This window comes from Myxococcus guangdongensis (assembly GCF_024198255.1).
GTDB classification, from domain to species: domain Bacteria; phylum Myxococcota; class Myxococcia; order Myxococcales; family Myxococcaceae; genus Myxococcus; species Myxococcus guangdongensis.
Genome location: NZ_JAJVKW010000011.1, coordinates 283679 through 304935, shown reverse-complemented (window position 1 = coordinate 304935; position 21257 = coordinate 283679). Strand labels below are relative to the sequence as shown.

Below are 21257 nucleotides of genomic sequence, written 5' to 3'. Positions count from 1 at the left end.
GGTGAATGCAAGCGGCGCGCACGACCGGGTGTGGACATCGGGGACCCGGGTCGTGAGCGCGCGGCAAGGCTCGAAGCGGAAGAGGTGACCTCCGACTGGGAGGAGGTCCCCGCGACGAGGTGTCGCGCTCGCGCTGGAAACGAGTGGGGCGGCCTCATCCTGAAACCTGGATGAGGCCGCCCGGGACTTCGCGCGCCTTCGCGAGGCGGCAGGCCGGCCCGTGTCCACTCCCCCACGGCGTGGACGACTGCCAGCTCACGCTCCCGACGGCGGGCGCGCCAAGGTCCTCACTTCGAAGTGACTCCCACGAGGTGGGCCCGAGTCCTCGGGCCCGTGCTCCCGGCGACGCCTCGCGTGACGACGCGCCGGGAGACGAGCGGGGTGTGGCTACGGGACGATGTGGTTGCGCACCATGCTGTACTGCACGGCGCCGGTCAGGTCCTTCGAGTTGTAGTGCCCGTAGGGATAGGCCGAGTACACCTTCTCACCCTGCTGACCAGGGATGCGCGAGGTGTAGTCGCCGTACACGATGCCGCCGTAGCCGATGATTTCGTCGGCCGTGGAGTAGATGCTGTAGCGGTACGCACCCTCGTAGCCGCTCGTGGCGCGCAGGTTGTCCAGGAACGTGGAGCGGCCGAGCACGGCGCCGAAGTACAGGTAGCCCGGGTACAGGCCGTTGGTGGAGCCGCACGTCGGCGTGGTGGGACCCGTCTGGTAGCAGGACGTCAGGCCCAGGTTCGCGCCGGCGATGCCGACGAACGTATCGACGGAGCTCGTCAGCGGCGCGCCGACGTTGTACGCGCCCCCGTTGGCGGAGTCGTTCGCGGCGCCGCCGAGGATGGCCTTGCGCGCGAGCGTCACGCCCATCGAGTGGGAGACGATGTCCACCTTCGACGCGCCGGTGTACGCCTTCACCGCCTCGATGAAGCGGCGCACCCGCATGATGTTCGGCTTCGAGTGGTACTGCACGGCGGTCTGCATGATGTCCGCCGGGCCCCACGTCAGCGCGTAGAGCTCGCTCGTCTTGTAGCCATTGGCGAGGAAGTAATCGAGCGACGCGTTCCAGCCCGACTGGCCCGCGGTGCCGGTGCCCACCGCCTTGTCGGAGTTGCCGTGGATGAAGATGACGGGCGTGTTCACCACGGTGTCGTTGGCGTCCTTCTTCCCGCCGTAGCTGCCACCCGGCAGGGTGTACCGCGCGAAGTCGTCGCCCTGGTAGCCGTTGGCGTTGAGCCACGTCTGGAAGTGGGACGTGATTCCCTGAGTGGAGACGGCGGCGGACTCGGCGGTGCCGAGCTGCTCGGTGATGGGCGCTTCGGGCGTGACGGACTCCTCGAGCCCCTCGCCGCAGCCGGTGAGGGCTCCGACGAAGAGGGGGGCCATGAGGAACAGCGAATGCCGCAATCGCATGGTGGACTCCTTCGGTTGTGGGGGATGCACTCGCGCTCGGACCGATACATGTCTTCGAGCGCGAGACACAGTGTAGAGACATCTCACGCGAGCGTCGTCATCCGAGTGGACGCGCGCGGACGTTGTCGCGGTGCGTCGCGTGATAGTCATCGGGACATGCGCGCACGCAAGGTGGTCATCCCGAAGGCCGGCGGTTACGAGCAGCTCCGCGTCGAAGACCTGAATCAGGTTTCACCTGGAGTCGGGGAGGTGAGGGTGGCCACCCAGGCCATCGGGGTGAACTATGCGGACTGCGTCATCCGCATGGGCCTGTACGCCTCCGCGAAGGAGTATGTGGGGTGGCCGATTACCCCCGGCTTCGAGTTCGCGGGCACGGTGGACGCGGTGGGTGAGGGCGTGACGGACCTGGCACCCGGGGACCGCGTCTTCGGCGTGACGCGCTTTGGCGGGTACGCCACGCACGTGGTGGTGCCCCGGCACCAGGTGTTCGCGCTGCCGTCGAAGTGGACGATGGAGCAGGCGGCGGGGTTCCCCGCGGTGTTCCTGACGGCGTACTACGCGCTGTTCGAGCTGGCGCACCCGAGGCCGGGGACGAACGTGCTGGTGCACTCGGCGGCGGGCGGGGTGGGCAGCGCGTTGTTGCAGTTGGGGCGCATCGCCGGGTGCCGGATGGTGGGCGTGGTGGGCAGCACGCACAAGGTGGAGGCGGCGCGGGCGCTGGGCGCGGACGTGGTCATCGACAAGAGCCGCGAGGACCTGTGGAAGGCCGCGGAGGCGGCGTCACCCAAGGGCTACGAGGTGGTGCTGGACGCGAACGGCCCGTCGACGCTGAAGGACAGCTACCGGCACCTGGCGTCACCGGGGAAGCTGGTCATCTATGGGTTCCACTCGATGCTGCCGCGCACGGGCGGCAGGCCGAACTACGCGAAGCTCGCGTGGGATTGGCTGCGCACGCCGCGCTTCGACCCGCTGACGCTGACGAACGACAACACGAGCGTGCTCGCGTTCAACCTGTCGTACCTGTTCGAGCAGCGCTTCGTGCTGGAGGACAGCATGGCGCGGCTGCTCGCGTGGGTGGAGGAGGGGAAGGTGGTGTCGCCGAAGGTGACGACCTTCAAGCTGGATGACGTGGCCCAGGCGCACCAGGCGCTGGAGTCCGGCACGACGGTGGGCAAGCTGGTGCTGGTGCCGTGAGCGGCGGGCTTTTAGTTGCCGGTGCCCTGGCTCCTGCGCTTCGGGGGGAAGGGCGCCAGGGGGAGCAGCTTCGCGGACAGGTTCGTGACGTCGCTGTTCCGGTGGAGCCAGGTCTCCCAGCGCTCGTGACCCTCGAGCCGCAGCTCGACGTGCCGCACGCCGCCGTGAGCCTCGGAGGAGAACGGCATGGGCGTGACGCCCACCAGGATTCCATTCAGGTACACCTGGGCGCCGGAGGGCGTGGAGGTGAGCTGGATGATGCGCGGTCCGTGGGCGCGCTCCACCATGACCAGGAACACGCCAATCATCACCAAGCCCACCAGCACCGTGAGCTGGGTGATGGGGCGCCGCCACGGGGGCTCGCTGGGGATGGGGCTGGGAGGAGGCGAGGGCTCGCGTCGCTTCGGCGGTGGGAAGGGGACGTCCACCTGCGCCCGAATCTCCTGCAGCCCGGGCTGCTCCTCGAGCATGGCGGTGGCGGGCTGGGTCGCGCGGAGGGACGAGGGCAGCGCGTCGATGTCCGGCCGCGTGTCGCGCTCTTCCGGTGGCTCGGGCGCCGCGCGCACGCGCCAGGACTCCAGATGGGTCAGGAACACGGGCGGCGGTTCCACGAAGCGCTTGCGCGTGGACAGCTCCTCCTGGAAGAGCCAGCGCACCAGGTGCTTGCGCAGGTGCGTCGGGAAGCGCGGCGCGTTCGTCCCCAGCCAGTCGGAGAGGGATTGCTGGAGCGCCTCCGCCGAGCGATAGCGGGCGTCCCGTGACGCCATCAACGCGCGCTGGAGAATCTCCTCCAGGGCCTCGTCCAGCGAGGGATTGAGCGTGCGCGCGGGAATCAGCCGCCCTTCCTGCGCCTGGAACATCACCTCCAGCTCCGTCCCCGACGTGGGCCGCTGCCCGCACAGCATCTGGAAGAGCACCACGCCCACGGCATAGACGTCCGAGCGCGCATCCACCTCCTCTCCCCGGGCCTGCTCGGGGGAGAAGTACTGGAACTTGCCCTTCACCACGCCCGCTTCGGTGTTCACCCGGCCGGCCATGCGGGCCTTGGCGATGCCGAAGTCGGAGAGCTTCGTCTCGCCCTCGTAGCTGAGCAGGATGTTGTCCGGGGAGACGTCGCGGTGCACCAGCCCGAGCGGCTCGTCGTGCTCGTCACGCAGCGCGTGCGCGTAGTGGAGCCCCCGGCACAGGTCGATGGCGATGCCCACGGCGATGGGGGCTGGGAGCCAGGGCAGGCCCTTCTCCTTGGAGCGCTTGAGCACCAGGGACAGGGGCTGTCCGTCCACCCACTCCATGGCCAGGAAGTACTCATCCTCCACCTGGCCGAAGTCGAACACCTGCACGATGTTGCCGTGGCTCAGGCCCACGCAGATGCGCGCCTCGTCGAGGAACATCTCCGCGAAGGCCGGGTTCGCGGCGAAGTGGCCCAGCACGCGCTTGATGACCACGGACTTGGAGACGCCGGGGGCGGCCGGGTAGCGGGCCCGGTAGACCTCCGCCATCCCTCCGCTGCCCAGTCGCTCCAGGAGTTCGTACCGGCCGAACTGGATGACCCCCGTGTCGCCCATGGGGGTGAAAGCTATCAGAAGGGGCCCGGATGGATGGCCTTGGCCGGGCGGGTCAGCTTTGCCCGGGCTGGCGCCGCGGCGGGTGTCTGGTGTTGTGAGGCCAAGGGTCTGGAATCGGACGGAGGGGTGAGGATGGGGAAGACGCTTCTGGGTTGAAGGGCATCCGGAGGGGGCGGCTTGCGTCGCTCGTAGGATGTCGGAAGCAGGCCGGCAGTCCCTCCTCGCTCGAGCCTCCTGTGTCGCCGGCCCCAACCCCGGGGGCTGACATGGTGAAGCGTATCGTGGGTGCTGTTGTCACGCTGTGGTGCGCGGGCGCGTCGGTGTCCTGCCAGAGTCGGGACCTCGAGGTCGTGGAGATTCCCGTGGACCTGTCACCCGGGCCCGCCATCGAGGACCGCGCGGACTGGGAGCCGGTGCCGCTGGCAGCGTGCAAGCTGAAGCCTGGGATGGAGCAGCTCCCCGCCTGTGGAACCCTGGAGTCCTTCGACCTGTCGGGCTGCGACACCGAGAGCCTGCGCGGGTTGGACCGCTCGGGCGGCTACAACTTGCGCTTCCATGGCGCGGACATCGCGACGGACGACACGGCGCAGTACATCGGGGTCGACCACTTCGCGCCCCTGGCGCTGGGCCGACGGGGCGCCCTCCCGTTGACGCGTGGCGCCGATGACCACCTGCTGTACTCCGTCTACAGGGAGACACGTCCGAACAGGCCCGCGCTCGTGATGGCCACGGTGGGCTGCTCGGCGCAGGCCCAGGACCACGTGAAGGGCTGCGCGGTGACCTGCCTGGAGGGCCAGGCTCCCGTGGTCGACACGTGGGAGGGCCGGCGGGTTCAGTGGCTCCCCGGGGAGGCGGAGTCTTCCGGAGGGCTGAAGCTCCTCGGTGAAGCGGGCGGACACAGCGGACGGGCGGTGGATGTCTTTGTCGCCAAGGAGCACGCCTATGTCGTCTCCATCGACGACTTCTTCCTCGGGTCCGGTGCGCTCCAGGTCTACGACGTGAAGGACCGAAGGGCGCCGCGTCTGGTGAGGACCGTCCAGTTCCCCGACGACTCCTACTGGAACGGCGTGTGGGCCAAGGGGGATGCGCTCTACGTCGCCAGCGCCGCCCGGGGCGTGTTGGTGTTCGACATCACGGACCCCGCGAACCCGCTGTTCCTGCGCGACCTGTCCGCAGGGGTGCATACCAACGTGCACACCCTCTTCGTGGACGGTGACCGGCTCTACTCCATGGCCGTGGGGCCCAACCAGGAGGTGCACATCCACGACGTGAAGAATCCGCGCGAGCCGGTGCGCCTCGGCCACTACCGGGATTCGACCGTGGGGGTGGTCCGCGGCTCCTATCCGCATGACGCGACGTCCCTGAACCATCGCCTCTTCGTCAGCCACTGGCGCGGCGGGCTCGTCATCCTCGACGCGAAGGACCCGGAGAACGTGAAGCGGCTGGGCGCGTACGTGTACCCTCGGGCCACGAGCCATGCCTCTCGCGCGGGGTACTTCAACGACAACCTCATCGCCTTCGAGGGAGGGGAGGACTGGGGCGCCCATCTGCGCGTGCTCAATCTGAACGACCCGGCGAGCCCCACGCTCATCGGCGAGTACCAGCTGCCCGGTTGGGCCTCCATCCACAACATGGAGCTCAAGGGCTCACGGCTCTACCTCGCCCACTACCAGCACGGCCTGCGCGTGCTGGACGTCTCCAGGCCTCGGGAGCCTCGGCAGTTGGGTCACTTCCACACGGTGCGGGAGTCGGACCCGAACCGGGGGCTCGATTTCTGGGACGGCGCCATCGGCATCCGTCTGCCCGGAGACGGCTACGTCTACGTCGTCGACACGACGCGCGGGCTGCTCATCTTCCCGGAGATTTGAGCGGGCGGGGCGCTCGGCTACCGTGCGGGCCATGCCCATCGTCCATGACTGGCTGGCCCGACGCGCGGCCCTGGACCCCGACCACCTGGCCCTCGTCGATGCCACCCGCGAGGGACGCCGCATCACGTATCGCGAGTGGGACGCCCGTGCCTCGCGCACCGCCGCGTACCTGCACCAGGTGCTCGGTGTCCGACGCGGCGAGCGCGTCGCCGTGCTCGCCCACAACCGCGTGGAGACGCTGGACCTGCTCTTCGCCTGCGCGAAGCTGGGCGCCATCCTCCAGCCGCTCAACTGGCGCCTCAGCGCGCCGGAGCTCTCCGGCATCCTCGCCGACGCGGAGCCCACCGTGCTCGTGTATGGCTCGGAGCTGCGCGCCCAGGTCCTCGCCGTGCGCGAGCACGCGCCCTTCGTGCGCCACTGGCTCACCTTCGATGCGCCGGGTCTTGATGAGCGTCACTTCGTGGCCGAGCGGGACACTGCGCCCGAGTCTCCGCTGCCCGCGCTGGAGCTGGAGGCGGAGGCGCCGTGGGTGCTCTGCTACACGGGCGGCAGCACCGGCGTCCCCAAGGCCGCGGTGCTCACCCATGGCTCCATCGCCGCGAACGCCGTCAACACGGTGGTGAGCTGGGGCCTCACGTCCGACGACGTGGCCGTGCTCAACGCGCCGCTGTTCCACACGGGGGGACTCAATGTCTTCACGCTGCCCCTGGTGTACGTGGGCGGCGCGTCCGTGGTGTGCAAGGGCTTCGAGGTGGAGCAGGTGTTCGACCTCATCGAGCGCCGCGAGGTGAGCCTCTTCTTCGGCGTGCCCACCATGTTCATCGAGATGCAGCGTCACGCGCGCTTCGAGGCGATGGACTTCTCCCGGCTCAAGCTCGTCGTCAGCGGCGGCGCGCCGTGTCCGCCGCCCGTGTTCGAGCGCTTCTTCGCCAAGGGCGTGGCCTTCAAGACGGGCTATGGCCTCACGGAGGCAGGGCCCAACAATTTCTGGCTCCCGCCCTCGGACGTGCGCCGCAAGCCGGGCTTCGTCGGCGTGCCGCTGTTCCAGGTCGAGGCCCGCATCGACGGTGAGCGTCAGCCCGGGGACGTGGGTGAGTTGCTGCTGCGCGGGCCGCACGTGTGCGCCGGTTACTGGCGCCGCCCCGAGGAGACCGCGCGCACCCTCATCGATGGGTGGCTGCATACTGGCGACCTCGCCCTGCGCGACGCGGAGGGATGCTTCCGCATCGTGGGTCGCCACAAGGACCTCATCATCTCCGGGGGTGAGAACATCTACCCCGCCGAGGTGGAGAGCGTGCTCTCTGGACACCCCGACGTCGCGGAGGTCGCGGTCATCGGCGTACCCGACGCGAAGTGGGGCGAGACACCGCGCGCGCTCGTCGTGCCTCGCGCGGGAACGACGCCCACCGCCGAGTCCCTGCTGTCGTTCTGCGAGGGACGACTGGCGCGCTACAAGACTCCGCGCTCCGTGCGCTTCGTCGCGTCACTGCCGCGCACGTCCGCTGGCAAGGTGGACCGCCGTGCGCTGTCCTCCGCGCACGGTCAGCCCTGAGCGGGCGCCCACTCTCTGACGCGTGTTGCCTCCGCCTCGTGCGGGCCGTGAGCCTGTTCCCGAGGCGCGTGCCGGATACGTGAGAAGCCGTCTCCGGGCGCCTCGACGACGGTGTCGACGGCCTGAATTATTCCACCAAGTGGAGAAACTCGACCGCTCGGTGATTCCGCTCCGGGCGGCCAATGTTCGGGACTTTATTCTCCGTCCGGCAAAAGTGTCGTGATTTTCTGTGAATACTTGAATTGATTGACTCGGGAGGTGAATCCCGCTTCCGATGGTCCGCGAGGCGTCGCGGACGAGGGTGTCCGCGTGCGCCGGTCCCCCGTTCAGAAAGGAAGCCCCCGATGAACCGAAGACTGCATGCGCTCCGGACCGCGACGGCGTTGTTCACCACCCTGACGCTCCCTGGCGCCGCGCTCGCGGCGAGCGAGGACATCTCTCCCGAGGTGCTCACCGCGATGCAGCGGGACCTGGGGCTCACCGCCGAACAGGCGCGGCAACGGCTGGAGACAGAGGCGCTGACAGCGCGCGCGGAGCGGACGCTGCGGGGCGAGCTGGGCACCTCCTTCGGCGGCGCGTGGCTGAACGAGACGGGAGACCGGTTCATCGTCGGCGTCACCACCGCCGCGGGAGAGCAGGCGGCGCGGCGCGCGGGCGCGGAGCCTCGCTGGGTGACGCGCACGGAGCGCGAGCTGGACGCGCTGAAGGAGGCGCTGGACCGGGGCGCGGACGTGGCCAGCAAGGACATCCATGGCTGGTACGTGGACCTGCCCACCAACAGCGTGGTGGTGCTCGCCCGGGACGCGGCGGTGGTGAACGCGGAGCGCTTCGTCGCGGAGAGCGGCGCGGCCGACACCGCCGTGCGCGTGGTCATCTCCCAGGAGAAGCCCCGCCCCCTGTATGACCTGCGCGGCGGTGACGCGTATTACATCAACGGCAACGTGCGCTGCTCCATCGGCTTCCCCGTGGCCGGAGGCTTCGTCACCGCGGGCCACTGCGGCGGGGTGAACTCCTCCACCCAGGGCCACAACGGCGCGGGCCAGGGCACCGTGCGCGGCTCGTCCTTCCCGAACAACGACTACGGCTGGGTGCAGACGAACGGCAGCTGGGCCTCGCAGCCGTGGGTCTACAACTACGCGGGCGGCAACGTCATCGTCGCGGGCTCCGCGGAGGCGGGCATCAACGCGTCCGTCTGTCGCTCGGGCTCCACCACCGGTTGGCGCTGTGGCGTCATCCAGGCGAAGAATGTCACCGTCAACTACGACGTTGGCCCCGTGTACGGGCTCACGCGCAGCAACGCGTGCGCGGAGGGTGGCGACTCGGGCGGCTCATGGATTTCGGGCAACCAGGCGCAGGGCGTGACGTCGGGCGGCTCGGGCAATTGCTCCACGGGGGGCACCACGTACTTCCAGCCGGTGAACGAGATCCTCTCCGTCTACGGCCTGTCGCTCACCACCAACGGCGGCGGCGGTGGACGTGAAATCGTCGGGCTCGCGGGCAAGTGCATCGACGTGGACCATTCCAACACGGCCAATGGCACGCCCATCCAGCTGTGGGACTGCAACGGCACCAACGCGCAGAAGTGGACCTTCCACGGCGACGGCACGCTGCGCGCTTTCGGCAAGTGCATGGACGTGACGTGGGGCTCCACGGCCAACGGCGCGCTCATCCAGCTCCACGACTGCACGGGCAACCCCGCGCAGCAGTTCGTCCTCAGCGGCGCGGGTGACCTGGTCAACCCGCAGGCGAACAAGTGCGTGGACGTGGCCGAGTGGAACAGCAACAACGGCACGCGGCTGCACATCTGGGAGTGCGCCGGCACCGCGAACCAGAAGTGGTACCTGCGCTGACCGGAGTTCCCTGGAACTCCGGGCCGGACGGGGTGTCGGAGGCCCGACCGGTCCCTGGGCGGGCGGGTGGCTGCCGGTAACAATCCGTCATCCGCGGGACGCACCCCGGACATATCCCGGTGACACCGTTCGACGCGTGGCCCGGGAGCTTGAATGCCCTCGCTGGACCCGGCCGGAGCCCGGCGAGTGGCGCCAGACCCCTCCCGCCTGCTCCCGGGCCACGGCTCCGCTGTTACCTTCCCGGTGGGAAGGTCCGCGGAAAGGCAGGAGGCTCGCACCCATGGAACAACTCAGCCGTCCCTCGCTGGAGGAGGGCACCATCCAGGTCCTGCTCGTCGAAGATGACGAGCGTCTGGCGCGGCTCACCGCCCGCTACCTCCAGGAGCACGGCGTCGTGGTGACGCTGGCGCACAGCGGCTCCGACGCGCTCGTCGAGTCCAACCGCCACGTGTTCGACGTCATCCTCCTGGACCTGATGCTCCCCGGCCGCGATGGCCTGGAGGTGTGTCGGGACCTGCGAGGCCGCACCGATGTCCCCATCATCATGGTCACCGCGCGAGGCGAGGAGGCCGACCGCGTGCTCGGCCTGGAGACGGGCGCGGACGACTACCTGGCCAAGCCCTACTCCTCGCGCGAGCTGCTCGCCCGCATCCGCGCCCAGGTGCGCCGCGCCCGGGGCAAGGCCGGTCCTTCGTCCCAGCCCGTGCAGGCCGGACGGCTACTGATGGACCCACGCAGCCTGCGCGCCACGCTCGACGGTCGGGCGCTGCACCTCACCACCTACGAGTTCAGCCTGCTGCGCGTGCTGGCCGAGCGCGCCGGCCGCGTGCTCAGCCGCGAGCAGCTGCTGGACCTGGTGAAGGGCAGCGCGGACGAGGTGTTCGACCGCTCGGTGGACGTGCACATCTTCCGCCTGCGCCAGAAGCTGGAGGTGGACCCTCGCAATCCCCTGCTGTTGAAGACGGTGCGCGGCGCCGGCTACATGCTCGCGACCGGAGAGGAGTCGTGAGCCGTCGTCTCCGCGCTCCTGGCAGGCTGCTGTTCCGCATCTATCTGGTGGGAATCGCCCAGCTCGTGCTCGTCGTCGCCACGCTGTTCGCGGCGCGCTCGTTCGTCGTCGACAAGCCGCTGCGGCACGGCTTCGTCCGTCACGCCGCGTACAACATCCGTGAGTGGGAGGAGCTGCTCGGAGACCCGGTGGCGCTCCAGGCCTCGCTGGACCGCGCCGCGAGGCTGCTCGAGGCGAAGGTGACGCTGAGAGACGCCTCGGGGCGGCTCATCGCCACCAACACGTCGGCCCCCGCTCCCGAGCTCACCCCCGTGGAGCTGGATGAGCTGGCGCTGCACGGCGAGCGGCTGTCTCGGGGGCCTCCGCCGCACGCGCTCACGCTGCCGATTCCGGAGGAGGGGCCGCTGGAGGCGTACGCCACCATCATCACCCGTCCTCCCGAGCCGCCGCCGGGGAACACCGCGCTCGTGGTGTGCGCGGTGCTCTTGTCCACGGCCATCACCTCACTGGCCTTCGCGCGCACGCTGGCGCGGCCCCTCCAGCGGCTCGCGGAGGTGGCGCGCGCGCTGGGCGACGGCAAGCTGGACACGCGCACGGGCATCCGCCGTCGCGATGAGCTGGGGCAGGTGGCGGAGGCCTTCGACGAGATGGCCTGTCGCATCACGCATCTGTTGCGCTCGCAGAAAGAGTTGCTGGCCAACGTGTCGCACGAGCTGCGCACGCCGCTGGCGCGCATCCGCGTGGCGTTGGATCTGGCGGCGGAGGGCAACGCGGAGACGGCGCGGGAGATGCTCTCCGACATCACGAGTGACCTGGCCGAGCTGGAGCAGTTGGTGGATGACGTGCTCACCGCGGCGCGGCTGGATTTGACCACGGGGAACGCGGGCGTGGGCGCGCCGCCGCTGCGGCAGGAGCAGGTGGAGGTGCGGAGCCTGGTGGACAAGGCCGCCTCGCGCTTCCGCTCCGCGCGGCCGGGCCGGGTGCTGGAGGTGAGCGTGGAGGGCTCGCTGCCACCCGTGGAGGTGGACCCGGTGCTGCTGCGCCGCGCGCTGGACAACCTGCTCGACAACGCGGGCAAGTACTCCGAGCCGAGGAGTCCGGTGCGACTGCGAGCACTGTCCGCCGGGACTCCGGGAACGCTCTCGCTGGAGGTGGCGGACGAGGGCATCGGCATCGAGTCGGAGGACCTGGGCCGCGTGGGCACGCCGTTCTTCCGCACGGACCGCAGCCGCGCGCGGCGCACGGGGGGAATTGGCATGGGGCTGGCGTTGGCCCGTCGCATCGTCGACGCGCACGGCGGGACGTTGACGCTGGAGAGCCAGCCGGGCGTGGGCACCACGGCGCGCATCGTGTTGCCGCTGCCGACGGTGGAGGCTCGCGTCGACGGGTAGCGCGGCCCTCTCTTGCGTCTTGCCCAGACGCGCCTGCGTTCCGGGGCGACTGGGATGCGCCCTGACCGGGGCGTCTCTCACCCTTGTCGTGAGTGGTATGTGACATGCAGTGACTGGTGCGTCACTGTTGTCGCCGCATTCGAATCACGAGAGGGGGAGTGCTTGCTGTGTGCCTACTGCAACACCGAGCTGACGAGCCAGGAAGACAAGAAGAAATGCCCTGGGTGCGGCATGGCTGCCTCAGCCGATGTTGCCGCTTCGAACTTGATGATGAGGACGACGTTCAAGGGGATGGCGCCGGACAGCGACATCGCCACGCAAGCGACTTGCGAGCACGGACAGCCACCTGACGGTTGTGCGATGTGCGTCCAGCCGAAGCGCTGCGGACACAACCAGGTCGCTGGGTCTTGTGTCTCGTGCAGGCAGGCTGAGAATGCCAGTCGCATCAAGGGGGGCGCGGCCGCTGCGCCCGCCATGAAGGCCAAAGCTGCCTCGACCAAGAAGGCCCGGCGGGACGCGAAGAAGGCCGGTGCGAAAACGGTCGGCCAGCCTGCGGCCTCCGTGAGTGGCGGAGTATCCGCGGCGGCCGCGAGTGATGGGGCATCCGCGGCGGCCGCCGCAGGGGCGGGGCAGATGGCGAAGAAGCCTCCTGCGCAAGACACGGACGATGATTCCGCCTGGGTCGACCCGGAAGAGGAGCTCATGAAGTTCGTGTCATCGAAGCTGAGCGACAAAGAGCAGATCGTCTTCGGCGAAATGCTCGCCAGGTGGAAGGGCGTGCTGGGCCCTCTTCACGAGGTCGGCCTGGCGGTGGTCCGGGCAAAATGGGACAGCACCTACGTCAATCAGGTGCGGGAGCATCTGAAGAAGTGGGAGCTGGACGATGGCAAGGTGCGGTTGGGCACGGGGGCCGCAAACCACGGCGACTGGGCGCTGAAAGTGCTCCGCGAGGATGCCCAGAAGTTCGCGGCTGACCCCGAACACCAATATCTCTTCCCCACCAAGAGGGGCTCATTGCACCACAAGATCTCTCAAGCGACCTTGAGAGAATTGAGCCAGAAGCTCGAGAAGGCTGGCGCCCAAGGCGCCGTACTTCGCGTGCTCCTGGACAAGATCCAGAGCCGGGTCCGGCCGACTGCCACCAAATCGGACTATCTGGAGATACTGCTCAACCTCCCTGCGAACCTCGAGGTGGGTCCGCTCTCCGAGCTCCGCAAGGTTGACCCGGGCGCTGGATTTGATCCCAACCATGACAATCATGGAAAGGTTCGTGTTCAGACGCCTCGGTCGAAGCATCTGGCGGTGGTCGAGCAGCTTGCTCGAAGCAATGACATCGACTGGCAGAGGCTCAGCGCGTTCCTCAAAACAGCCGATGAGGAGCACCAGAAGATGCTCAAGGGCACTGGACGCCTCCTCACGCCTCCCGTTCGAGATCGGTGGCCGAAGGTCGGGGACAAGTACTCCAGGCGGTAAGGTCGCGACTCAATTCGTTCCCTGCCCTTGATTTCACGGCCCCGCCCCCCCGGTTGCTCCGAGGCCCGTCGGCCGGGCTTCGACCGCGAGGTGCTCGGACACACCTCGTAATCCCGCCTTCATTCGCCGTAATCATTCGCCACGTAGACCTTGCGACATGAAGGTCTCGAGCGAAGCAGCGGGGGAGCTGTTGGTCCCAGCCCCCGTGACTCATGAGGTGGAGACGACGAGGCGACGGCTGCCCTGGTGGGGCTGGACGTTGCTGGGGCTGGCGGTCGTCGTGGGCGTGGGGGTCCTCCGTGTGCGAGGGCAGGTGGAGGACCCGGCCGCCGCGTTCCAGACGGCGAAGGTCGAGCCGCGACGGCTCACGTCGAAGGTGACGGCCACCGGCACCTTGTCCGCGCTGGTGACGGTGCAGGTGGGTAGCCAGGTGTCAGGGCGCATCCAGGAGCTGTCGGTCGACTTCAACTCGCCCGTGAAGAAGGGGCAGGTCATCGCGCGCATCGACCCGCAGCTGTTCCAGGCGGCGGTGGAGCGCGCGCGGGCGAACCTGGTCGCCGCTCGCGCCAACGTCACCAAGGCCCGCGTGGAGGCGGACAACGCGCGCAAGCAGGCGGAGCGCTCGAAGGCGCTGCGCGACAAACAGTTCATCTCGCAGGCGGACCTGGACACCGCTGAGTCCACCGCGCAGTCGTCCCGTGCGCAGGTGTCGGCGGCGGAGGGGCAGCTCGCGCAGGCGCAGGCGGCGCTGTCGGAGGCGGACGTCAACCTGCGCTACACGACCATCGTCTCGCCCACGGATGGCATCGTGATTTCGCGCAGCGTGGACGTGGGGCAGACGGTGGCCGCGTCACTCCAGGCGCCCACGCTGTTCACCATCGCCGAGGACCTGCGCAAGATGCAGGTGAACACCAGCGTGTCCGAGGCGGACGTGGGGCGGCTGGAGGATGGGATGCGCGCGACCTTCACCGTGGACGCGTGGCCCGGTGAGCGCTTCCACGGCACCATCCGGCAGATTCGCAACGCGGCGACGACGGTCCAGAACGTCGTCACCTACGACGCCATCATCGACGTCGACAACCCGGACCTGAAGCTGAAGCCGGGCATGACGGCCAACGTCACCATCGTCACCGCGCAGAAGGACCAGGCACTCGCCGTGCCCAACGCGGCGCTGCGCTTCCGTCCCGCCGTGACGGAGGGACCACCCCCGGCCGAGGGGTCCCGGGGCGCGCCGCCCGAGGAGGATGGCCGTCGCACCGTGTACCTGCTGCGCGCGGGACAGACGCACCCCACGCCCGCGCGTGTGAAGACCGGGCTCACGGATGGCAGCTACACGGAGCTGTCCGAGGGAGACGTGAAGGCCGGAGACGTGGTCGTCATCGGTCAGACGACCAGCGCGGCTGCGGGCGGGGCGCCACCGGCTGGGGGGCGGCCGCCGATGCGGCGTGGGCCCGGGCCTTTCTGAGGGGCGCGCGGAGCGCTCGTTCGGCCGGTTGGAAACGGGTTCAGGGCGGGGAAGCGAGGAGTCGGGTGGACATGGAATCAAGCAAGGTCGCGCCGCCGCTCGTGGAGCTGCGCGCGGTGAGCAAGGTGTATCGGACCGGGGACGTGGAGGTGCGCGCGCTGCGCGGCGTGGACCTCACCGTGCAACCGGGAGAGCTGGTCTCCGTCATGGGCACCAGCGGCTCCGGCAAGTCCACGTTGATGAACATCCTGGGCTGTCTGGACAAGCCCACGCAGGGCCACTACCTGCTCGATGGACAGGACGTGTCGCGGCTGGACCGGGACGGGCTGGCCCGCGTGCGCAACCGCACGCTCGGCTTCGTGTTCCAGAGCTTCAACCTGCTGGCGCGCACCTCGGCGCTGGAGAACGTGGAGCTGCCCTTGTTGTACGCGGGCGTGGGCGCTCGCGAGCGACACGCGCGGGCCCGCGATGCGCTCACGCGCGTGGGCCTGGGGGAGCGACTGGAGCACCACCCCAAGCAGCTCTCCGGCGGACAACAGCAGCGCGTGGCCATCGCCCGGGCCCTGGTGGGCAGGCCTCGCCTCATCCTCGCCGACGAGCCCACGGGCAACCTGGACTCGCGCACCAGCGTGGAGGTGATGGCGCTGTTCCAGCAGCTCCAGCGTGAGGGGCTCACGTTGGTGGTGGTGACGCACGAGCCGGACATCGCCGCGTACACGGGACGCGTCGTCGTGGTGCGGGACGGGCGCATCGTCTCCGACAAGCGGCAGACACCCCAGGCCGCGGTTCCATTGCCTGAGGACGAGGGCGAGGAGGCTCACCCATGAACCTCCTGGAGACGATGCGACTGGCGATTCGCGCGCTGCTGCGCAGCAAGACGCGCTCGGTGCTCACCGCGCTGGGCATCATCATCGGCGTGGGCGCGGTCATCGCCATGGTGGCCATCGGCGACGGCGCGCGCGCCAGCGTGCAGAAGGTGTTCGACTCGATGGGCACCCACATGCTCGTGGTGCTGCCGGGCTCATCGAGCGCGGGCGGCATGCGCGGCGGCTTCGGCAGCCAGCCCACGCTGACGTGGGACGACCTGGAGGCGATGCGCACGCAGTTGCCGAGCGTGCGCGCGGCGGCGCCCGAGCTGCGCTCCAGCGCGCAGGTCTTCTCCGGCGAGCAGAACTGGACGACGAGCGTGGTGGGCACCACGCCGGACTTCTTCGACGTGCGCAACTGGACCATGGCCCTGGGCAGCCGCTTCTCCGAGTCCGACGCGGAGCTGGGCGCCAAGGTGGTCATCCTGGGCCAGACGGTGGTGGACAACCTGTATGGCCCGGGCTTCGACCCGGTGGGACAGGTGGTGCGCATCAAGACCACGCCCTTCACGGTGGTGGCGGTGGCGGCGCGCAAGGGCCAGTCCGGCATGGGCCAGGACTTCGACAACACCGTGTTCATCCCCGCCACCAGCTTCCGGCGCAGCGTGCAGGCGCAGAGCCTGGGCGCGTACATCAGCGGCGTCGTCTACGTGCAGGCCGCGTCCTCCGCGCAGACGACGCAGGCGCAGCAGGAGGTGACCCAGCTCCTGCGAGAGCGTCACCGGTTGGAGGACGGCGAGGCGGATGACTTCGACGTGCGCAACCTGGCGGAGCTGGCGAGCGGACAGCAGGAGAGCACGCGCACGTTGAGCCTGTTGCTCGCGGCCATCGCCGCGGTGTCCCTGGTCGTGGGCGGCATCGGCATCATGAACATCATGTTGGTGAGCGTCACGGAGCGCACGCGGGAGATTGGCGTGCGCGTGGCCATCGGTGCGAGGCCGCGTGACATCCTGTTGCAGTTCCTGGTCGAGGCGCTGACGTTGTCGATGCTCGGCGGGCTGTTGGGCGCGGCCCTGGGCGCGGGCGTGGCGAAGCTGCTCGCGGCGCAGTTCCAGTGGCCCATGCTCGTCCGGCCGGACGTCGTGGTGCTGGCGCTGGGCTTCAGCGCCCTCGTCGGCGTGGGCTTCGGGCTGTATCCGGCGCGCAAGGCGAGCCGGTTGGACCCCATCGATGCCCTGAGGTACGAGTGATGCGCGCGCTGTCGTGGATGGTGGTGTTGGGGTGGGGTCTGGCGGCTGGAGCGGCGCGGGCGTCGACGGAGGCGCCTGGAGTGACGGCCGAGGCGCGGGTCCTCACGTTGGATGAAGCCGAGTCCACCGCGAGGGAGCGGCAGCCCCGGTTGCGCTCGGCCCAGGCGGGGACGGATGCGGCGCGGGCTCGCACGGACCAGTCGCGTGCGGGGCTGTTCCCCCAGGTGAGCGGCAGCGCGGGCTACGACGTGGGCAGGAACCTCACGACGGAGGTGCCCGGCGGCCGGGGTGTGTCGAAGCGCTTCAGCGCGGGCGTGTCCGCCAATCAGCTCCTCTATGACTTCGGGCGCACGAGCGGCCGGCTCACCGCCGCGCGCCAGTCCGCCCAGGCGCAGGAGTCCTCGCAGGCGCAGACGCTGGAGGACGTGCTGCTCGACGTGCGCGCCGTGTACTTCGACACGCTCACGCAGTTCGCGCTGCTGGATGTGGCGCAGGAGACGCTCGACACGGAGTCGCGTCGGTTGCAGCAGGTGCAGGCCGCCGTCGAGGTGGGCTCGCGGCCCGAAATCGACTTGCTCCAGCAGCGCACGGCCCGCGCGAACGCGCAGGTGCAGCTCATCCGCGCGCGCAATGGGTATGCGTCCGCGAAGGCCCGGCTCAATCAGGCGATGGGCGTGGAGGGCTCCACGGACTACGTGGTGCGGGACGTCGCGGTGGCGCCGCTCGAGGGCGAGGAGGCCGCCACGGAGGTCCTGGTGGAGCGGGCGCTGTCGGTGCGCGCGGACGTGGCCGCCGGTGAGCTCCAAGTGCGGGCGCAGGAGACGCAGGTGGGCGTGGCGCGAGGGGGGTACTGGCCCAGCCTGGGGGCCACGGCCGGGGTGCAGGACCTGGGGGACAGTCCTGTCGACGCGGACGTGAGCGTGAGCGGTGGGCTGAACCTGAGCTGGAACCTGTGGGACAGCGGGCGCACCCGGGCCGAGGTGCGCGAGCGTCGGGCGCTGGTGCGGGATGCTCGGGCCCAGCAGGACGCGCTCCGGCAACAGGTGCGCCTGGAGGTGGAGCAGACGCGACTGGCTGTCACCGCCGCGCGCGAGGCCCTGTCCGCCGCCGAGGAGGCCCTGCTCAATGCGCGCGAGCGCCTGCGCCTGGCCGAGGGGCGCTATGCCGCGGGCGTGGGCAACATCATCGAGCTGGGGGACGCCCAGGTGGCCTACACGAGCGCCGCCGCCCAGCGCGTGCAGGCGAACTACGAGCTCGCCACCGCTCGCGCGGAGCTGGCCCGTGCGCTCGGCACGCGGCCGACGCTGGTGGCGTGGCGCTCATCGGAGGAGCCTGGGGTCAGCCCGCGCTTGCTCGCGGTCAATGGATGGCGCTGCGCTCGTCAGGAGCAGGCCCGCGTCGCCGGCTCGTAGCGAATGGATGGCGCCGAGCCTGTCGGGAGTGGAGCGCGGCGTGGCCCCTGCACCTGTTCGCGGCGAGCGGATGAGGCCGTGCTCGCCGAGGTGGGCCCGTGTCGCTTGCTCGCGCTCAAACGAGCACCCTGCATCGCGACGAATCCGGGTCGCAATCCCATGGCATCTGGAATCGGGTTAATCTCGGAGGCTCGTACCCATCCGAGCCGAGGAGCGTGCCATGCGAGGACTCTACAAGGGGCTGCTGGGGTTGATGGCGGTGCTGACGTTGTCGGCCTGTGGCGGCCCCGCGGAGGAGGCGGTCCCGGAGACGCTGGGCGAGACCGAGCAGGCCCTGGCGTGTCGTCACCCGGATGACTACTGCCCGGGCAACAGCACGTGCGTGGGGGGCCTGTGCCGCGACTGCGTCCGTCAGCCGCACTGGTGTCAGTGAGCTTCGCCCGCCCGAGGTGACTACAGGCTGACGTGGAAGGTCGTCACCGCCCGCGCTTCATCGTGGCGGGTGAGCGTCACCCGGGCCGTGGGCGCGCCGCTGTGCTGGAACGCGAACGTGAGCAGGCCCCGCATGAAGTGCGGCGGGTCCGCCCGACGGCGCGGGTGGTCGAGGAACTCCCGCACCGGGTACAGGCTCAGCTCCCAACCACCGTCGTCCCCCGTCGGCGTCACCGAGGCGTCGAGGAAGTTGTTGATGGAGCGCAGCGAGCGCGCGAGCCGCAGCAACATCTTCTCCGGGCCCACCACCTGCGCGAAGTCCTGGAGCGCCGTGCCCAGGCGCGCCTGGATGAACGCCTGTGCGAAGCGCAGGCCCAGCTCGTACTCGGCCTCCTCGCGCTCCAGGTGGGGCAGGGTGGTGGCGGCCAACAGCTGGATGCTCTGGGGCCACACCGCGCAGGGGTAGGCCGTGTGCAGGGGCCGCAGCGCGAAGATGCCCTGCCGCTCCAGCGCCTTCTGCGTGAGCTCCGTCAGGGGCGCCGCCGCCGACAGCAGCGTCTCCAGCGCGTATCCGAACACCACGGGCTCGCGCCCGGGGGCCCGCGTCAATGCCAGCGCCATGTCTCCTACCTCCAGGTGTGGATGGAGGACGTCCATCCAGGTTGGAGTCGCAGACTGCCCGGCACAGCTGTCCTGGGCGTTGCGCGGGTATGAAGAAAGATTAACGCCGGGAACTAAGGGGGCCCGCCCAGGGTGAAGCGGGCGGCCAGCTCCTGGAGCCGTCCTGCCCGGGCCCTCAGGTCCTCCACCGAGCGGGCGATGCGCTCCACGCCCGACACGGCCTCGGCGGAGCGCTCCGACAGCGCCTGGATGCGCTCGGCGATGGCCTCACCCGAGGACGACTGGCGCGCGTTCTGCTCCGCCAGGGCCTCCACGCGCTCGCCCAGCTCCTTCACGCCGGACAACAGGCGCGAGAGCGACTGGGCCGCGGCGGACGACAGGCCCATGCCCTCGTCCACCTTCGATGTCCCCCGGCGCATCAGCTCCACCGCCGCGGTGGTGTCCGCCTCGTGCTTCGTCAGCAGCTCCTGCACCTGGTCCGCCGCCTCGTGCGTGCGCTCCGCCAGCTTGCGCACCTCGCCGGCGACCACGGAGAAGCCCTTGCCGTGCTGCCCCGCGCGCACCGCCTCGATGGCGGTGTTCACCGCGAGCATCCGCGTCTCGTCCGCCACCGCCTGGATGAGCTGGAGCATCCGCGACGTCGCGCGGCCGGAGGCCTGCAGCTCCTCCACGGTGCGCGCCGAGCGCTCCACCACGTCGACGATCTCCACCATCTTCCGCGACGCCTGGTCCACCGCGACGCCGCCCTCGCGCGCCACCTGTCCGTGGCTCGACGCTGAGCGCGCCGCCACGCGCGCGTCCGCCGCCCCCAGCGAGACATGACGGCTCATCTCCTGGACGGAGCTGGCCGCGCGCTCGAGCGACTCCGCCTGCTCGCGCGTCGTTCGGGACAGCCCGTCCGCCGACACACGGATGCGCTCCGCGTCCGCCGCCGTGTCACCCGCCGCCCGCGTCAGCGCGCCCACCACCTCGCCCAGCCCCGCCACCATGGTGTTGAACGCGCCAGTGAGCTGGCCCACCTCGTCCTCGGTGCGCACCTCCACGCGCACGGACAAATCCCCGCGCGCCACCTGGTGCGCCGCCAGCGCGAGCGCGCGCACGGGCTTCACCACGCGGCGCGAGACATACACCCCCGCCAGCGCCGCCAGAACCAGCGCGCCGCCCACCGCAACGAGGATGCGCCGGCGCACCGCCGCCACCTCCCGGTCGATGTCCTCCACGTACACGCCCGTGCCCAGCACCCAACCCCACGGCTCGAAGAGCTTCACGTAGCTCTCCTTCGGGATGGGGTCCGGCGAGCCCGGCCGCGTCGCCTCGTAGCCCAGCGCGCCCTCGCCTCGCGCCCGCACCAGCGTGACGATGTCCGAGAACACCGGCCGCCCGCGCACGTCGCGGTAGCCCTTCATGTCCTGCCCCACCATCTTTGGCAGGTGCGGGTGCATGACCAGCCGCGTGTCCAGGTCATTGACCCAGAAGTACTCCACCTCCGAGTAGCGCAGCGACGACAGCAGCGCGGACGCCTGCTGTTGCGCCTCGTCGCGCGTCAGCGCGCCCGTGCGCTCGCGCGCCTCGTACACCCGGAGGACTCCGTAGGCCGTCTCCACCGCCTGCCGCAGCCCGCGCACCCGGTCCGCGTGCAGCTGCGCGCGCAGCTGCGGCAACACGTAGCCCAGGATGGCGACGAGCAACGGCAGGGCGACCACGCCCATCGCCACACAGAGCTTCACCAGCAGGTTGCGCCGTCCGAGCGACATCGGCGCGCGAGATTAGTCCTCCCGCCCTCGACGCGCGCGACTCCCAAGGTCGTCTCCCCGTCGATTGCCACCGGTTGTCACAGGTCGCGTCCTCTCCGGCGTACACCGTGTGCGGCAGGGCGAGCGTCACGGCCCGCCTGCCCGCTCGCGACGTTCCGACACACCGGCGCCGACGTCATCCGCCGTCCGACAGGGGATACAACCC

General features: G+C 69.9%; 16 protein-coding genes. 12 read left to right on the top strand and 4 right to left on the bottom strand.

Annotation, left to right across the window (positions count from 1 at the left end; all coding sequences use genetic code 11):
- Window positions 1–387 precede the first annotated feature (387 nt).
- Window positions 388–1410: a lipase family protein gene (locus LXT21_RS30890; RefSeq protein WP_254041796.1), complete on the bottom strand. Its 1023-nt coding sequence runs from the start codon at window positions 1408–1410 to the stop codon at window positions 388–390.
- Window positions 1411–1566: 156 nt separating this feature from the next.
- Here LXT21_RS30890 and LXT21_RS30885 point away from each other — a divergent pair, with 156 nt between their 5' ends.
- The gene (locus LXT21_RS30885; RefSeq protein ID WP_254041795.1) at window positions 1567–2604 is read left to right on the top strand and encodes a synaptic vesicle VAT-1 family membrane protein; all 1038 of its coding nucleotides are present in this window, start codon (window positions 1567–1569) and stop codon (window positions 2602–2604) included.
- Window positions 2605–2615: 11 nt separating this feature from the next.
- Here the strand turns inward: LXT21_RS30885 and LXT21_RS30880 are convergent, their stop codons facing one another.
- Window positions 2616–4169: a serine/threonine-protein kinase gene (locus LXT21_RS30880; protein WP_254041794.1), complete on the bottom strand. Its 1554-nt coding sequence runs from the start codon at window positions 4167–4169 to the stop codon at window positions 2616–2618.
- A 266-nt stretch (window positions 4170–4435) separates the two neighbouring features.
- On the opposite strand from LXT21_RS30880, the gene LXT21_RS30875 reads away from it, so the two are divergent.
- The 11 genes from LXT21_RS30875 to LXT21_RS30825 all read left to right on the top strand — a co-directional run bounded on the left by LXT21_RS30875 (window position 4436) and on the right by LXT21_RS30825 (window position 18678).
- Complete coding sequence (locus LXT21_RS30875; RefSeq protein WP_254041793.1) at window positions 4436–6037, top strand: LVIVD repeat-containing protein; 1602 nt, start codon at window positions 4436–4438, stop codon at window positions 6035–6037.
- 31 nt (window positions 6038–6068) lie between these two features.
- Window positions 6069–7589, top strand: coding sequence for an acyl-CoA synthetase (locus LXT21_RS30870; protein WP_254041792.1), 1521 nt, complete (start codon window positions 6069–6071; stop codon window positions 7587–7589).
- Window positions 7590–7933: 344 nt separating this feature from the next.
- Window positions 7934–9439, top strand: a complete 1506-nt coding sequence (locus tag LXT21_RS30865) for a ricin-type beta-trefoil lectin domain protein (protein ID WP_254041791.1) — start codon at window positions 7934–7936, stop codon at window positions 9437–9439.
- A 280-nt stretch (window positions 9440–9719) separates the two neighbouring features.
- Window positions 9720–10448, top strand: a complete 729-nt coding sequence (locus tag LXT21_RS30860; protein ID WP_254041790.1) for a response regulator transcription factor — start codon at window positions 9720–9722, stop codon at window positions 10446–10448.
- Window positions 10445–11839, top strand: coding sequence for a sensor histidine kinase (locus tag LXT21_RS30855; protein WP_254041789.1), 1395 nt, complete (start codon window positions 10445–10447; stop codon window positions 11837–11839). Before LXT21_RS30860 ends, LXT21_RS30855 begins: the two co-directional genes overlap by 4 nt.
- Before the next feature lie 162 nt (window positions 11840–12001).
- The gene (locus tag LXT21_RS30850; protein ID WP_254041788.1) at window positions 12002–13312 is read left to right on the top strand and encodes a hypothetical protein; all 1311 of its coding nucleotides are present in this window, start codon (window positions 12002–12004) and stop codon (window positions 13310–13312) included.
- A 157-nt stretch (window positions 13313–13469) separates the two neighbouring features.
- Window positions 13470–14777 carry an efflux RND transporter periplasmic adaptor subunit gene (locus tag LXT21_RS30845; protein ID WP_254041787.1) on the top strand — a complete coding sequence of 436 codons (1308 nt, stop codon included), beginning with the start codon at window positions 13470–13472 and terminating at the stop codon, window positions 14775–14777.
- A gap of 71 nt (window positions 14778–14848) precedes the next feature.
- Window positions 14849–15604 (top strand): ABC transporter ATP-binding protein, encoded by a 756-nt coding sequence (locus tag LXT21_RS30840; protein ID WP_254041786.1) that lies wholly within the window; start codon window positions 14849–14851, stop codon window positions 15602–15604.
- Entirely contained in the window at window positions 15601–16833 is a 1233-nt protein-coding gene (locus LXT21_RS30835) for an ABC transporter permease (protein ID WP_254041785.1), read from the top strand. The genes LXT21_RS30840 and LXT21_RS30835 overlap by 4 nt, the downstream gene beginning before the upstream one ends.
- The gene (locus tag LXT21_RS30830; RefSeq protein ID WP_254041784.1) at window positions 16833–18245 is read left to right on the top strand and encodes a TolC family protein; all 1413 of its coding nucleotides are present in this window, start codon (window positions 16833–16835) and stop codon (window positions 18243–18245) included. The genes LXT21_RS30835 and LXT21_RS30830 overlap by 1 nt, the downstream gene beginning before the upstream one ends.
- 220 nt (window positions 18246–18465) lie before the next feature.
- Window positions 18466–18678, top strand: coding sequence for a hypothetical protein (locus LXT21_RS30825; protein ID WP_254041783.1), 213 nt, complete (start codon window positions 18466–18468; stop codon window positions 18676–18678).
- A 20-nt stretch (window positions 18679–18698) separates the two neighbouring features.
- Here the strand turns inward: LXT21_RS30825 and LXT21_RS30820 are convergent, their stop codons facing one another.
- Window positions 18699–19298 (bottom strand): DUF2378 family protein, encoded by a 600-nt coding sequence (locus LXT21_RS30820; protein ID WP_254041782.1) that lies wholly within the window; start codon window positions 19296–19298, stop codon window positions 18699–18701.
- A 113-nt stretch (window positions 19299–19411) separates the two neighbouring features.
- On the bottom strand, window positions 19412–21052 hold the full coding sequence (locus tag LXT21_RS30815; RefSeq protein ID WP_254041781.1) for a methyl-accepting chemotaxis protein: 1641 nt from the start codon (window positions 21050–21052) through the stop codon (window positions 19412–19414).
- Window positions 21053–21257 lie beyond the last annotated feature (205 nt).